The sequence below is a fragment of the Candidatus Vicinibacter proximus genome (assembly GCA_016713905.1).
Taxonomy (GTDB): Bacteria; Bacteroidota; Bacteroidia; order Chitinophagales; family Saprospiraceae; genus Vicinibacter; species Vicinibacter proximus.
Map to the genome: position 1 here is coordinate 1,578,921 of JADJOE010000003.1, position 12,935 is coordinate 1,591,855.

A 12,935-nucleotide genomic window follows, 5' to 3' on the forward strand; every position below is an offset into this window, starting at 1 on the left:
ATTGCTAAAAGCAATCCAATGGGATAAAAGGTTAGTATGGCGTGGATTTTAAAGCGTGTTTTGGAGTTAGGTATTAAATAACATAATATTGATAAATTGAGTTATCCACAGGTAGACAATAAATGTATCTGAACATTTGAATTGGTCTCATTAAGTAAAATTTATATGAAATGTCAGTAAATAATGACAATATGGCACAATAACAGGTCATAGTAATAAAATAACCTAAATGGCACACCTTTTGAGAGAAATACATTTACAAATTTATAATATAAGAAATGACAATTTGTACAAAATATGCCGGAAAGACTGGAATTCTTTATGGCATATTATTATGCTTTAATGGGCTTGTCACCCGATCTATTGCATACTAAATATTTCGTGGCGCAAAGGTATATAAATTTTTATATATCATGCACTAATTTTTTAAAAAAAGTTCCCGGCACCATTTTTATTATCCTGTCGATACGGGCGTTCCGAGGATATTCTAATTTTTAAATTAAAAATTATGGAAGTAAAATTTCCAAAGTATGTAATTGATTTTGCCAAAAACGGCGAGTTTATGTGGAATTTGTTTGCAACAAATGGGCAAATTATTCTTACAAGTAGTGAACAATACATTAGTAGGCAAAATTGCTTACTGAGTATTGATAAGAGTAAAAAGAATGTTGCTGACTCAGATTTTCAGCGGAAAACTGCAAGTAATGGTCAATTTTATTTCTTACAGCGAGCCGATAATTATGAAGATCTCGGAAGAAGTGAATATTATAATTCATTAATTACTCTTGAACAAGGAATTGAATCAGTAAAAAGGAATGCTCCTATTGCTAACATTGAAGACAAGACAAAGTAAGTTTATGGCAAAAAATGGAAAAAGTGGCGATGGCCACAGAAACGGCTCTGTAAAAGACAGAACTCAAGTTGAAAATCCTAAAACTGGATTATATGTCAAAAGAGACAAAGAAACAGGTCAATTTATTGATGTGAAAACAACAGGGGGGAAATTTAAAGGAGTCCGTGAAGAAAAAGATTAGCAATGATCTAGATACTATTGTTTGGCAAAATCCCGCCATGAAGTGGATATTATTCATTTAAAAGATTTCTATGAAAAATAAATACTATAGAAGTAGTTACAAATTGTGTAAAAATGAAAACTGCATCGAATTCCACGGAAAAGATGCATTTTCTAATTTACTAGGTTTTGCACTGTTAATGATTGTGATTTCTAAAATTACTTCATAAATCATTTTGCTTATTATTCATAGGGAGACATTAACTCCCTATGAATTTTTTAATCATGATAACTTATTTAAGTTAGACCTATTCACTATTTTACAAAATTAAATAACCCAAATGTTTGCAATTATATCCATTTTGTCAGATTTATTTAAAGCAAGTGAAGGTGTCCAATAAGTCACAAATGAAGTACTTGGACTTCCTCACTATATGTATATTTGTTGAAAATAATTTAATATGGCAAAAGTTACTTCAATCAAATTCAAACATGATATTCTTGAATATACAGCTGTATTTGAAGAATCAGAGATCAAAAATGAGTTTCTAATAAAGTTAGAATTCTTATTATCACAAGGAAGATTTTCTGATAATATTTGGACGGATATAGAAACATTATCTGTGATTCCTTCAGTTAAGGAATTTAGTAAAAAAATAAAAACGAATATTAATAATCCAAGTGGTTTTCAGGCTGAGCTAAAATTCAGAATTGAAATATATTCGGTAATTTCTTCTTTAGAGTCAGATAAATATACATATTAGAATAGAAGCTAAAATTGAAGTATATTTATTAATTCAAAGTATAAATTACAATTGAGTTTTTAATAATATTTGCTAAAACCTAGGATCAATCAATATTTCCCCAACTGACTTCAAAGAATTTGTCATAAAATGAGTTGAATTTAGTTTTGTTTCCTTTAGTTTAATATTAGTTTTGTTATAGGCACTTCCGTTCCCTAGTCTTGGATAACTTTGTTCCCTAGTTTCTGCCATTAAGTTCCCTGGATTTATGGAATATAGGAGAATGAATTTACCTTTCCGATCAGAGGAGTAAATTAAAGGTTTTAGGTTCTCATCACTTATTTGAATCAAACCTCGTTTAAGGAGAGAATTGAGCGTTTTAGACACTATCCTTGCCGACAATCCAGCTTTCATCATAAACTGAGTTCTAGTGATCCTATCTCGCAATTTCCTTCTTCCTGTATATCTATCAATCCAACCATAGGTTTGTCTGATAATTACTAGTAATATTTTTATCTCTGACTCTGTTAATATTGCTAACCACTTATCAAATACCTCATTTGGCACATGAGTTGTTTGTTTATATCCGAGCATAGATTTTTATTCATTGTTATCTTCTAATTCAATCTCATTTGGATATTGCTTGAAATACTCGCATACTCTTTCAACAAGTTCTGTCATTCGCTCTCGAACTTCATCTTTATCCACAGTATTTGCCTGAGTGGCAATTTCTGCTGTACATGTTCAAGGCTTAGCTTGGTCTTGTCCGTTAGGTTTGTCTAGAGGGAAGATAATACCATTGTGGCATGTTATTCAAATGAAGGTTATAAAATAAGGGTTATTTTCTTTAATTCAATTTTTTCTGAAAAGAACATAACGGAACCATTCTGAATTTCTTAAACTTATATTCTGTTCCTACCAGAACTTACTGCTAGAAAATATGAAAGAAACATGTTAAAATTTATCCATGAAGGATTTCGATTCTTGGAACAGAGAAAAGAAAAATTTGGAAAATATAGGTCATGCAACACTTTCATTTCACGAACGAGAAATTTGGTGGTGCTCAATTGGTCTCAATTTAGGGGATGAACAAGATGGAAAGAATGAATTATTTGAACGACCAGTGTTAATTATAAAAAAGTTTAACAACAAAATATGCTGGGTTTTGCCGATGACAACTAAACAAAAAGATGGAATTTATTACCATCAATTGGAACATGACGGCAAGATTTTCTCAGTTATTCTCTCCCAAATACGCTTAGTAAGTGTCAAACGGTTCCGACGGTTTATACGAAAGATTTCTCCACATCAATTTGAGAAGATCCAAAATAAACTTGCGAGTTTTTTAAAGAAAGAAGCCTAAAACGAACGAAACCCCCTTTCGGGGGCTTCTCGATTGGACTAATGTCCATTTGTATCTTTAGTATAGCAAAATGAATTTATAAGTCAAGTATCTATATTTATAATCATAATACATTGATATATAGGTATTTAATAAGACATTTAATTTATTTAAAAAAACTTATTATTAGGAAACTTAATATATAGTTGCTTTGTTAGTATAAATGATTTATACTATTTATACCTATGATTGAATTTTTAAGTAAAAATGACAAAAGAGTGTATTCCCTGATTAGGAACCGATTAATACATGGGTTAGAAAGTCCTAAATTAAGGGAAATAAACGAGATTTTAGGGAGATCATCTCCAAGGTCTGCTGTTTTAGCATTGATGCGGTTGGAAGAGGCAGGCTTAATCAGAAGAATGGAGGGTAATAAGATTCATTTGACTACCATATCCTTACAATCGGATTTATCAATCTCTACAGTTAAAGTTCCACTTGTTGGTTCCATTGCTGCCGGTAACCCAATCCTTGCTGAACAGGATATCACAGCTTATATTCCAATAACTTTTGCTATTGCTAAACCTGGTAATAAATATTTTTTATTACGAGTTGTTGGAGATTCAATGAATGAAGCAATAGTGAAGGGTGAAAAAATTGAGGAAGGATGTTTATTGCTTGTTCAACAACAATCAACCGCGGAGAACGGTCAAATAATAGTTGCTTTAATAAACGAGGAAGCAACCGTTAAAGTATTTGAAAGAAAAAATCAATTTGTATTTCTGAAGCCAAGATCAACTAATCCAATTCACAAGCCAATTGTATTATCAGAAAATTGTTTAATCCAAGGAGTTATAGTCGCTGTACTCCCAGCAGATCTTTATTAATAACTTTTAAAAAATTAAAATTATGTCTAAATCAAATCGTAATTCAGGAAAACCATGGACTTCACAAGAAGTTAAACAATTAAACTCACTTATAAAAGAAAATACTCCTACACGAGTGATTGGTTTGAAGCTTGGAAGAACAGAATCATCAATTTATACCAAGGCCAGCGATGAAAATATTTCTTTAAAACCGACAAATCAATCCCCCTACAATCGGAGTAAAAAATAAAATCATTTGTAATTATTAATTCAAACAAACTATGGTTACCCACACTACAGAAGATATCTCAGATAGAAATATTATTTTACCTCCCCTTGAATATGGCCCAATTAAACATTCTATAGGCCATATCCATCACGTTCTAGATATTGGAGGAACATACTTAATTACAGGTAATGAAGAAATACAAATTTCTTCACGTATAAAAGAAAACTTACTTCATTTATCTAATAGTTTGAAAGTTATTATTACAAAGCGAAAAAAACTCTTTCACCCTGATAGTGTCGATGGGATTATAAATATTAATGATAAAGGGCAACTAAAATGGTTATCTCATAAAAAACTTGAACAATTTAAACAGGATATCGAAACAAATGGGTTAACTTCTTTGGCAAAAGATATTTCTAATAGTTGGAAGGGACAGTTTAATTTTCAAGCAGAAGAAAAAATGCGAGTGGTGCCGTAATATCAAAAGGATTAAGACCTCCACAGATTGGTAGCTTGTATGCTATTGGATCGCATTGGAGCCTTTCTAATCTGTGCGCAACGATTGTGATGCCCACAGGTACCGGCAAGACAGAAACTATGCTGGCAACACTAGCGGCTTATTCTCCTGGGCCGATGCTTGTGGTTGTTCCGTCCAAAATATTGCGAGATCAAACAGCAAAAAAGTTTCTAACTTTTGGCCTATTACGCAGTTTAAACAACCTAGTGCCGAGTACAAGAAACCCTATAATTGGGGTAATAAAGAAAAGACCTCAATCAGAAAGTGATTTAGACATTTTTGAAGATTGCAACGTAGTTCTAGCAACAATGAGCGCATTAGGAGAAGAATCCGCTAGTAAGTTGACGGCTACTATTGCGAAAAAAGTCGGCGCTCTTATTGTTGATGAAGCACATCATATTGCTGCCGAAGGGTGGTCGGCTTTTAGAGAACATTTTAAAAATCAAAAAGTATTACAATTTACGGCTACTCCATTTCGTCGAGATGAAAAATTGGTTGACGGCAAAGTTATTTACGAATATCCGTTGTACATGGCTCAACAAGATGGATATTTTACAAAAATTTCTTTTGAACCTGTGTTTGAAATTGATCAAGAAAATGCAGATTTAAACATTGCATTAACAGCAATACAAAGACTCAAAGACGATCGTTCCAAAGAAAAAGATCATCTCATGATGGTACGGTGTTCAAATATAGCAAGAGCACATAAAATTCTAACAATTTACAAAGAAATTGCGCCTGAGTTTAATCCGGTCGTTATTCATTCTGAAGAATCTGATTCTTCAACGGCCTTGGAACAAATTAAATCACGCAAAAGTCGCATTGTCGTATGCGTTAATATGCTTGGGGAAGGATTTGACCTTCCGCAACTCAAAATAGCGGCTGTGCATGATACACACAAAAGCCTAGCTGTATTACTCCAATTCACCGGAAGATTTACTCGCACAGCAGATGATAATATTGGTGATGCAACGGTTATTGCAAATATTGCAGATCAGGATGTTTCTACAGCTTTAGAAAGGCTCTATAGCGAAGATGCTGATTGGAATTATTTGCTAAGCGAATATAGTTCAGAAGCGACTAGGGCTCATCAACAACTAATCGAATTTTTAAATAATTCTGAGAACCTGGATCACTCAAAAGATGATGAAAAGATTGAAATATCTCATCACCTATTGAGACCAACTTTTAATACTTTAATTTTTGAAGCAAATATATTTCAGCCAAAGAAATTCACTGAAGGAATTCAAAAAGGAGTTAATGTGCATCAAGTATGGTTGCATGAAGAATCAAACACTCTTTATTTTGTTACCCGATCAGAGCCAAATATTCGATGGACTAGATCCAAGAAGCTACGTGATAGAATATGGCATTTATTTGTATTGCATTACGATGCTGAGAGGAATTTATTATACCTGTCTTCCAGTGATAAATCTTCAAATCATGAGGCAATTGCAAAGGCAGTAGGTGCAACAAAAATGGTTTCCGGTGATATTATCTTTCGTGCGCTCGGTAGAATAAATCGTCTTATTTTTCAGAATGTAGGAGTTAAAAAACATGGACGTCGAAATCTTCGATTTGCTCTTTATACTGGATCTGATGTAGCAGAAGCATTAAGTATTTCCGAACGCGCGGGATCGGTCAAGTCAAATCTTAGTGGCACGGGATGGGAAAATGGAGATCACATAACAATTGGTTGTTCATATAAAGGTCGAGTTTGGGCAAGAGATCCTGGATCAATACCTGAACTTATAAAATGGTGTGAAGCAGTTGGAGATAAAATCAAAGATAATTCCATAGACACTGCCAAAATTATTGCCAACGTCTTAATTCCTGAAGAAGTAACTTCACTACCAGACAAAAAGATACTAAGTATCGAATGGCCAATTGAGTTATTAAGGCAATCAGAAGAAAAAGTTAATTTGCATAAAGGTGAAGAAGAATTACCGATCTCAATGTTTGATATAGAGATTGTTATAGTTGATGTAGAATCTAGTAATATAGAATTTTGCCTTAAAAATATTACAGAAGAACCCTGGGTGAAACTTGTATTGAACATTGGTGACCCTGACGGATTTAAAGTAACTAGAATTTCTGAACCAGAAGTCAGAGTTCAAGTCGGCAACTTAAATGTACCAATCCAGGACTATTTTTCAAACTATCCCCCAATGATACGATTTATTGACCTTTCAGAACTAGACGGAAATTTATTAATACGCCCTCAACATACTCAGGAATTAATTTTCCCTGATGAAAGATTTGAAGTATGGAATTGGGAAGGTGTTGATTTAACCAAAGAATCAATATGGAAGAACGGCGTTAAAAGAGACGATTCAATCCAAGCGCGCGTAGCGAAACAATTTGTTGAAAGTAACTTTGATATCGTATTCGATGATGATGCGCCAGGAGAATCAGCTGATCTAGTGTGTCTAAAGGAAGAAGAAGATTATATTAAATTAGTCTTGGTTCATTGCAAATTCACAAAAGGACAAACTGCGGGTGAACGTGTTAAGGATGTAGTTGAAGTTTCTTCACAAGCTGTTCGTTCAGCAAAATGGAAATGGAAGTTTAAAGACTTATGTCGGCATCTTTCAGAAAGAGAAAGAAGATTATCAACTGAATTTAGACCGACACGATTTTTATCAGGACAAGCATCAGAGGTAAATAAGTTTCTTAAATTGAGTCGATTCAAAGAAATTAAGTCGGAAATTATTATTGTTCAACCAGGTCTTTCAAAAGCAAATCATACTCCCGATCAAGTTGCGGTTTTGGCATCTGCATATAGTTATTTAAAAGAAACAATTGGAGTTAACCTCGATATAATTTGCAGTTATTAATTCTTATTTCTTTGAGAAAGTGTTTTATGAAGTCAGTTATATCTAAAATCTAAATCCGCCTTGTGGGCGGACCTCTCCAAGCCTTAAGGCGCTTTACATATAAAATATTGCAAACAATTTACAAGTCAAATAATCCCTGCTCAATCGTTCAATCATTTCCTACAAGGATTTAATTTTAATTGAATTCAGGCGTGAATTGAATGTTTCTTTTTTAATATGATTTACTGAATTCTTACAATTTTGGATTAATATTGGTTCAATCATTGTACTTCGAAGCTCAAAATGTGATTCCACTGTAGTAGTGAATAGTAAATGATACACCAAAAGTACATCTATCTTGGGCGTTCTCTGCCCTTTTTCCATACGGCATATACTTGAATCTTGAATATATTCAAGCAAAAATTTAACATCCTTTTGACTCAGTCCAGATTTCTTCCGATACATTCTCATGTAATTCGAAGGTTTGTACATAATATAAATTATACATCTCAAAATAGATTTAACTAAGACTTAAAAGCAAGAAAAAAATCAATAATTAGTTTCCTTTAGTTTAATATTAGTTTTGTTATAGGCACTTCCGTTCCCTAGACTAGGATAACATTGTTCCCTAGTTTCTGTCATTAAGTTCCCTGGGTTTATGGAATATAGGAGAATAGATTTACCTTTTCTTTCGTGGGGGTAAATTAGTGATTTGAGGTTCTCATCACTTATTTGAATCAAACCTCGTTTAAGGAGAGAATTGAGCGTTTTAGACACTATCCTTGCCGACAATCCAGCTTTCATCATAAACTGAGTTCTAGTGATCCTATCTCGCAATTTCCTTCTTCCTGTATATCTATCAATCCAACCATAGGTTTGTCTGATTATTACAAGTAGTATTTTTAACTCTGATTCTGTTAATATTGCTAACCACTTATCAAATACCTCATTTGGTACATGAGTTGTTTGTTTATATCCCAACATAGATTTTTATTCATTATTATCTTCTAATTCAATCTCATTTGGATACTGCTTAAAATACCCCATAACTCTGTCTACAAGTTCTTGCATTCTTTCTCGAATTTCATCTTTATCCACAGAATTTGCCTGATTGGCAATTTCTGATGTACATGTTCGAGGGTTGGCTTGGTCTTGTCCGCTTGATGATACAAGCTGTATCAAAGCCATATCCTGAAATGGATTACGCATTGTAATCATAAGCTTTTTACCTTCGACTAGGAGGTTCGAACTAATGATTTTTAACAATTTTCGTTTTTCTTCAACATTTCCTAGAATATACGAATTCTTAAGGTTTTTTAGTAGTTCGAAGAATAATTTAGTCTTTAGAAATATTTGATTGATTTTTTCCTCAATATGAGTTCTTCTCTCTTCCAATTCTTTCCTTTCTATAAATATATTTCCTTTTCTTTCTTCGAATGAGACTTTATCAATGTTGTTATCAATCAAAGCATCTGTTAATCTCTCTAACTTTAGGTTCAATTGACTTTCTTGAAGTCGAATTAATTTTAGCATCTCTTCTTCTGTGATTCTATTTGTGTTTTCGAGATTGTTTATTAACTCATCTAATATGCACTTTTCTGTATCCTGTAAACTAATATTTTCAAATTCTGAAATAATATTTCTTTCAATGAACTCTTCTTTTAATCCTTTAGTTTTACAACCTTTCATGTGGCATCTATAATAAACAGTTCCTTTTTGCTTTTCACCAGTCAAAGAATGTTCACATTCTTTGCATTTGATTAGTTTATTAAACAAATATCCATGCTTTAGGATTTTAGTATTTGTTTTACCTTTTAATACACTTTGTACCTTATTAAACAAAGCACTGCCAATTAAAGGTTCATGATTGCCAGGAAAGTTTTTATCTTTAATTTTCATAACTCCAGTATAATATGGGTTATTGAAAATTATTGATAAAGTAGACTTAGTTACTAAATTATTATTTAAGTTTCGAAGACCTAGTGAATTCATTTTATCTGCTAACGAAACTAAATTGTACTTTTCAGTGGCATATAGTTCAAATGCTTTCTTCACCAATGGCCCCATAACTGGATCAATTTCTTTTAGTTTACCGCTTCCTGTATTTAGATAGCCAATTGGTGCTGCAAATGGGAAGATGCCTTGTTTTAATCTTCCGTATAATCCTTTAATTGCTTCATCACGAAGGTTTCTTATATAATCTGATGCAATAACCGCTTGAATATCGGCGGCAAGTCTTCCCCCTCTTTCATTTAAATCTAAACTTTCATGAGCAAAGTGAATTTCATAACCTTCATCGATTAAATCACCTAAGGAAGCCCAATCTCTTAAATTTCTAGCACTTCTATCTATCTTATGAATTACTGTTCCGACAGCTTTTTTCTCTCTTATTAACTTAAGCATTTTTGTAAACAATGGTCTACCTTGTTTAGCTGCCGTTTCTAATTCTTCGAACCATTCTATTATCTCTAATTGATGCTTATTTGCATAGCGAATAATAGCCTCTTTTTGTTCTTGAAGTGAAACGCCGTTCCCTTGTTTAATCGTAGAGACTCTTGTATATCCAAATACTTTTTTCATAACTTAATCTTATCCCTTATTACTAATTTCGTCAAAGAAATAATTGCATTTTTCTTCCTTGATCAATCTTTCACTAATATCTTTTACGACCATAAGATATTTTGTGAAATTATATTCGGCTTCCTTTAATTCGGCCTCATTTCGACCATTGCAAACATTACTTATAAATTTGGAAACATAGCCATTTTTATTAATGTTTTCCATATATGAAAGAATATTCGAATTCCCAATTTATCGTAGAGAGCATTTAATGTCATTTCATCAATATTTACCCTCTACGATTTGAGTATTCATTCACATATCATGTAAAAATGGACAATGAAATCACATATTTTGCAAAAGTTGGTTGGAGAAATGATCAAAGAATATTTGGTATTAAACAAGCAGATCGCTTAATGCATACATATATGATTGGTAAAACTGGTACAGGAAAATCAACATGCTTAGAGACTATGATTATGCAGGACATTGAACACGGTCGAGGCTGCTGTTTATTAGATCCTCATGGCGATTTAGTAGAGAAAATTGCAAGGAATATTCCAGAGCATCGAAAGAAGGACTTAATATATTTCAATATTCCAGATCCAAATCTTAATTTGAGATATAATCCATTCAAGAAAATGTCTTATGAAAAGAGATCATTAGTGGCTTCAGGAATCTTAGATGTATTCTCAAAGTTATGGGATAGTGCATGGGGTGTTAAACTAGAGCATATTCTAAGGCATGCAATACTGACACTACTCGACCAACCAGAAGCTAGTATTGCAGACATTCCAGAAATCTTGTTAAACAAAGAATTTAGAAGAAATGCAATTCGATACGTTAAAAGTGAAAGTGTAAAGAAGTTTTGGAAAAGAGAGTTCCCGGAGTACAACAAATATGACTTACTCCCTGTAATGAACAAGATAGGTGGAATGCTTGTCCATCCAGTGATTAAAAGAGTTTTAATAGATAATACAGAGGAGGTATCACTCCGTAAAGCAATGGATGAAAAGAAGATAATTCTAGTTAATCTATCTAAAGGCCATGTTGGAGGTGATGTAGCTCATATACTTGGTGCTTTGTTTATTACTTCTATTGCTTCGGCTTCTTTTAGTCGTGTGGATACTGAAGAAAACAAAAGAGTTCCATTTATGGTGTACATGGATGAATTTCATAACTTCACTACCTTGTCGTTAGTTAATATGTTCTCTGAATTACGGAAATTCAAGGTAGGCATGATTCTAGCTCACCAATACATGCATCAACTTGATGAAGAAATTAAATGAGCTGTACTTGGGAATATTGGAACAGTTATTTCCTTTAGAATTGGAACTGAAGACGCCAAATATATGTCCGAAGAAATGTTTCCTGAATTTGAAATTCAGGATTTTATTAATCTCCCGAATTACAAGATTTATTTAAAACTCATGATTGATGGGAGTCCTAGTCGGCCGTTTAGTGCCGCTACTTTAATTGTATAATAAGTATTAATACAATTTCTCAAAAATAGGACTCAATTTTTCAAATATTCTTTGAATCAATCTTTTCTTATTTGTAATTATCTGCACTTTACCTTCTAGATTCTGATTGATAGGTAAAATTTTATTATAATCTGTTATTAGACTATCACCTATTTGAAGTTCGACTCTATAAGTTGCTACTTCATTATTAATTTTTTGAGGAATTTTAGTGAATTTATTGACTCTTGCTTTTATTCTTCCGTACTCTTCTTTTCTATATGCATATAGTTCAATACTTGCTTCTTGACCAATAGTCAGCCTTCCGAATCCTGATGAAGGAATTAGTGCATAGCATAAAATTGGATTTGGAGTTTGAGTTGGAATAATAGTTAAGTAATGTTGTCCTTGTGTTAATAGCAATCCAGGTTTTAATAAATCATTAAACTCTATTATTCCATCAGCTTCAGCGCGTATTTCAAATTGTTTTCTCCAATCTTCTATTTTGATTTTTAAAGTTATAATTATTGCTTTCAATTCACTTTCTTTTTTTTGAATCAATAAATTTCTAATATTAATTAATTCTGCTTTCTCAAGAATAAGTTCAAGTTCTTTGCCATCATTTTGATATAGATCCGAAAAGAATGAGCTTCTATTTTTTTCATTTTGAAACATTTTTAAAGAATCTTTATCAATTTCTGTTGAACTAACCACCCCATCTTTTTCTAAAAATATTTTCTTCTTAATTTCATTTTCAATTAACTTTGTTTCACTGAGGCTTATTTTTATGTTATTTTGATGTAATTTTTTTAACTTTTCTAAAATGGTTAAACGTTTGTTGATTAAATTTATTTTTAATTCGCTTGAATTATCAATTATATAATATTTCAACTCACTCAATGTACTTAATATTTTACTATAGTCACTTTGCAAAATTCCTAATTTATAGTGATCAACAAGTTGAATTTTCAAATAATCATTATTATCCTTTATATTTGAAAATTGATCAATTTGATTAAAAATTGTATCTAAATCCAGAAAATCAGTTTCGCTATTAAGAACAGCAATTCTTTCACCTTTCTTAATTACATCTCCTTCTTTAATCAGTAGATATTGTATTTTATTAGACTGTGGAGAAAATAGCTCAACAGGTGGTATTAGAGTAGTTATTTTTGCTGGACCTTCTATTACATCTGGATATTGAAGCACGAACGAAATTATTAATACTAAAACTAATGCAATTGCAATCATAGTAATTCCTGAATAAAGAATGCATCCCCTTGGTGCAGGAATAAATTGATTTAATTCCCTTTTAGGATTTAATCTAATGTCTTCGGTTAATATGTTATCTTCAAATGACAAATACTCTAATTTTTAAAATATTCAATTAA

Annotated in this window: 13 protein-coding genes and 1 pseudogene; 8 read left to right on the forward strand and 6 right to left on the reverse strand. The window is 32.2% G+C overall.

The genetic code is table 11. The features are described from left to right. Positions 1–508: 508 nt before the first annotated feature. The 3 genes from IPJ83_14850 (at position 509) to IPJ83_14860 (ending at position 1,776) form a co-directional block, all read left to right on the forward strand. Complete coding sequence (locus IPJ83_14850) at positions 509–853, forward strand: YegP family protein (protein ID MBK7881817.1); 345 nt, start codon at positions 509–511, stop codon at positions 851–853. Between the two features lie 4 nt (positions 854–857). Next, complete coding sequence (locus IPJ83_14855) at positions 858–1,034, forward strand: hypothetical protein (protein ID MBK7881818.1); 177 nt, start codon at positions 858–860, stop codon at positions 1,032–1,034. Positions 1,035–1,473: 439 nt separating this feature from the next. Further along, positions 1,474–1,776: a hypothetical protein gene (locus IPJ83_14860; protein ID MBK7881819.1), complete on the forward strand. Its 303-nt coding sequence runs from the start codon at positions 1,474–1,476 to the stop codon at positions 1,774–1,776. A gap of 72 nt (positions 1,777–1,848) precedes the next feature. Here IPJ83_14860 and IPJ83_14865 read toward each other — a convergent pair whose 3' ends face one another. After that, a complete protein-coding gene (locus IPJ83_14865; GenBank protein ID MBK7881820.1) occupies positions 1,849–2,349 on the reverse strand; it encodes a replication protein in 501 nt (166 codons plus the stop codon). Positions 2,350–2,722: 373 nt separating this feature from the next. Here IPJ83_14865 and IPJ83_14870 point away from each other — a divergent pair, with 373 nt between their 5' ends. From IPJ83_14870 to IPJ83_14885, 4 genes and pseudogenes are all read left to right on the forward strand, one after another. Further along, positions 2,723–3,118: a type II toxin-antitoxin system PemK/MazF family toxin gene (locus IPJ83_14870; protein MBK7881821.1), complete on the forward strand. Its 396-nt coding sequence runs from the start codon at positions 2,723–2,725 to the stop codon at positions 3,116–3,118. A gap of 224 nt (positions 3,119–3,342) precedes the next feature. Further along, positions 3,343–3,984 (forward strand): repressor LexA, encoded by a 642-nt coding sequence (lexA, locus tag IPJ83_14875; protein ID MBK7881822.1) that lies wholly within the window; start codon positions 3,343–3,345, stop codon positions 3,982–3,984. 22 nt (positions 3,985–4,006) lie between these two features. Then, complete coding sequence (locus tag IPJ83_14880; protein MBK7881823.1) at positions 4,007–4,213, forward strand: hypothetical protein; 207 nt, start codon at positions 4,007–4,009, stop codon at positions 4,211–4,213. Between the two features lie 31 nt (positions 4,214–4,244). Beyond that, positions 4,245–7,546 (forward strand): annotated as a pseudogene (locus IPJ83_14885) (DEAD/DEAH box helicase family protein). A gap of 159 nt (positions 7,547–7,705) precedes the next feature. On the opposite strand, the gene IPJ83_14890 reads toward IPJ83_14885, so the two are convergent. From IPJ83_14890 to IPJ83_14905, 4 genes are read right to left on the reverse strand one after another with little or no spacing between them, the layout of a single operon-like run. Continuing rightward, entirely contained in the window at positions 7,706–8,017 is a 312-nt protein-coding gene (locus IPJ83_14890) for a helix-turn-helix transcriptional regulator (protein MBK7881824.1), read from the reverse strand. A gap of 57 nt (positions 8,018–8,074) precedes the next feature. Then, positions 8,075–8,509 carry a replication protein gene (locus tag IPJ83_14895; protein ID MBK7881825.1) on the reverse strand — a complete coding sequence of 145 codons (435 nt, stop codon included), beginning with the start codon at positions 8,507–8,509 and terminating at the stop codon, positions 8,075–8,077. 6 nt (positions 8,510–8,515) lie between these two features. Beyond that, positions 8,516–10,105, reverse strand: coding sequence for a recombinase family protein (locus IPJ83_14900; protein ID MBK7881826.1), 1,590 nt, complete (start codon positions 10,103–10,105; stop codon positions 8,516–8,518). A gap of 9 nt (positions 10,106–10,114) precedes the next feature. Then, entirely contained in the window at positions 10,115–10,309 is a 195-nt protein-coding gene (locus tag IPJ83_14905; GenBank protein MBK7881827.1) for a hypothetical protein, read from the reverse strand. 107 nt (positions 10,310–10,416) lie between these two features. On the opposite strand from IPJ83_14905, the gene IPJ83_14910 reads away from it, so the two are divergent. Next, on the forward strand, positions 10,417–11,373 hold the full coding sequence (locus tag IPJ83_14910) for a type IV secretion system DNA-binding domain-containing protein (GenBank protein MBK7881828.1): 957 nt from the start codon (positions 10,417–10,419) through the stop codon (positions 11,371–11,373). 201 nt (positions 11,374–11,574) lie between these two features. Here IPJ83_14910 and IPJ83_14915 read toward each other — a convergent pair whose 3' ends face one another. Continuing rightward, positions 11,575–12,906, reverse strand: coding sequence for an HlyD family efflux transporter periplasmic adaptor subunit (locus IPJ83_14915; protein ID MBK7881829.1), 1,332 nt, complete (start codon positions 12,904–12,906; stop codon positions 11,575–11,577). Positions 12,907–12,935: the final 29 nt, after the last annotated feature.

What these genes read in the sequence shown, in the direction of transcription:
- IPJ83_14850 (MBK7881817.1), top strand. Translation starts at nt 509, where the DNA reads ATGGAAGTAAAATTTCCAAAGTATGTAATTGATTTTGCCAAAAACGGC.
- IPJ83_14855 (MBK7881818.1), top strand. Translation starts at nt 858, where the DNA reads ATGGCAAAAAATGGAAAAAGTGGCGATGGCCACAGAAACGGCTCTGTA.
- IPJ83_14860 (MBK7881819.1), top strand. Translation starts at nt 1,474, where the DNA reads ATGGCAAAAGTTACTTCAATCAAATTCAAACATGATATTCTTGAATAT.
- IPJ83_14865 (MBK7881820.1), bottom strand. Translation starts at nt 2,349, where the DNA reads ATGCTCGGATATAAACAAACAACTCATGTGCCAAATGAGGTATTTGAT.
- IPJ83_14870 (MBK7881821.1), top strand. Translation starts at nt 2,723, where the DNA reads ATGAAGGATTTCGATTCTTGGAACAGAGAAAAGAAAAATTTGGAAAAT.
- lexA (MBK7881822.1), top strand. Translation starts at nt 3,343, where the DNA reads ATGATTGAATTTTTAAGTAAAAATGACAAAAGAGTGTATTCCCTGATT.
- IPJ83_14880 (MBK7881823.1), top strand. Translation starts at nt 4,007, where the DNA reads ATGTCTAAATCAAATCGTAATTCAGGAAAACCATGGACTTCACAAGAA.
- IPJ83_14890 (MBK7881824.1), bottom strand. Translation starts at nt 8,017, where the DNA reads ATGTACAAACCTTCGAATTACATGAGAATGTATCGGAAGAAATCTGGA.
- IPJ83_14895 (MBK7881825.1), bottom strand. Translation starts at nt 8,509, where the DNA reads ATGTTGGGATATAAACAAACAACTCATGTACCAAATGAGGTATTTGAT.
- IPJ83_14900 (MBK7881826.1), bottom strand. Translation starts at nt 10,105, where the DNA reads ATGAAAAAAGTATTTGGATATACAAGAGTCTCTACGATTAAACAAGGG.
- IPJ83_14905 (MBK7881827.1), bottom strand. Translation starts at nt 10,309, where the DNA reads ATGGAAAACATTAATAAAAATGGCTATGTTTCCAAATTTATAAGTAAT.
- IPJ83_14910 (MBK7881828.1), top strand. Translation starts at nt 10,417, where the DNA reads ATGGACAATGAAATCACATATTTTGCAAAAGTTGGTTGGAGAAATGAT.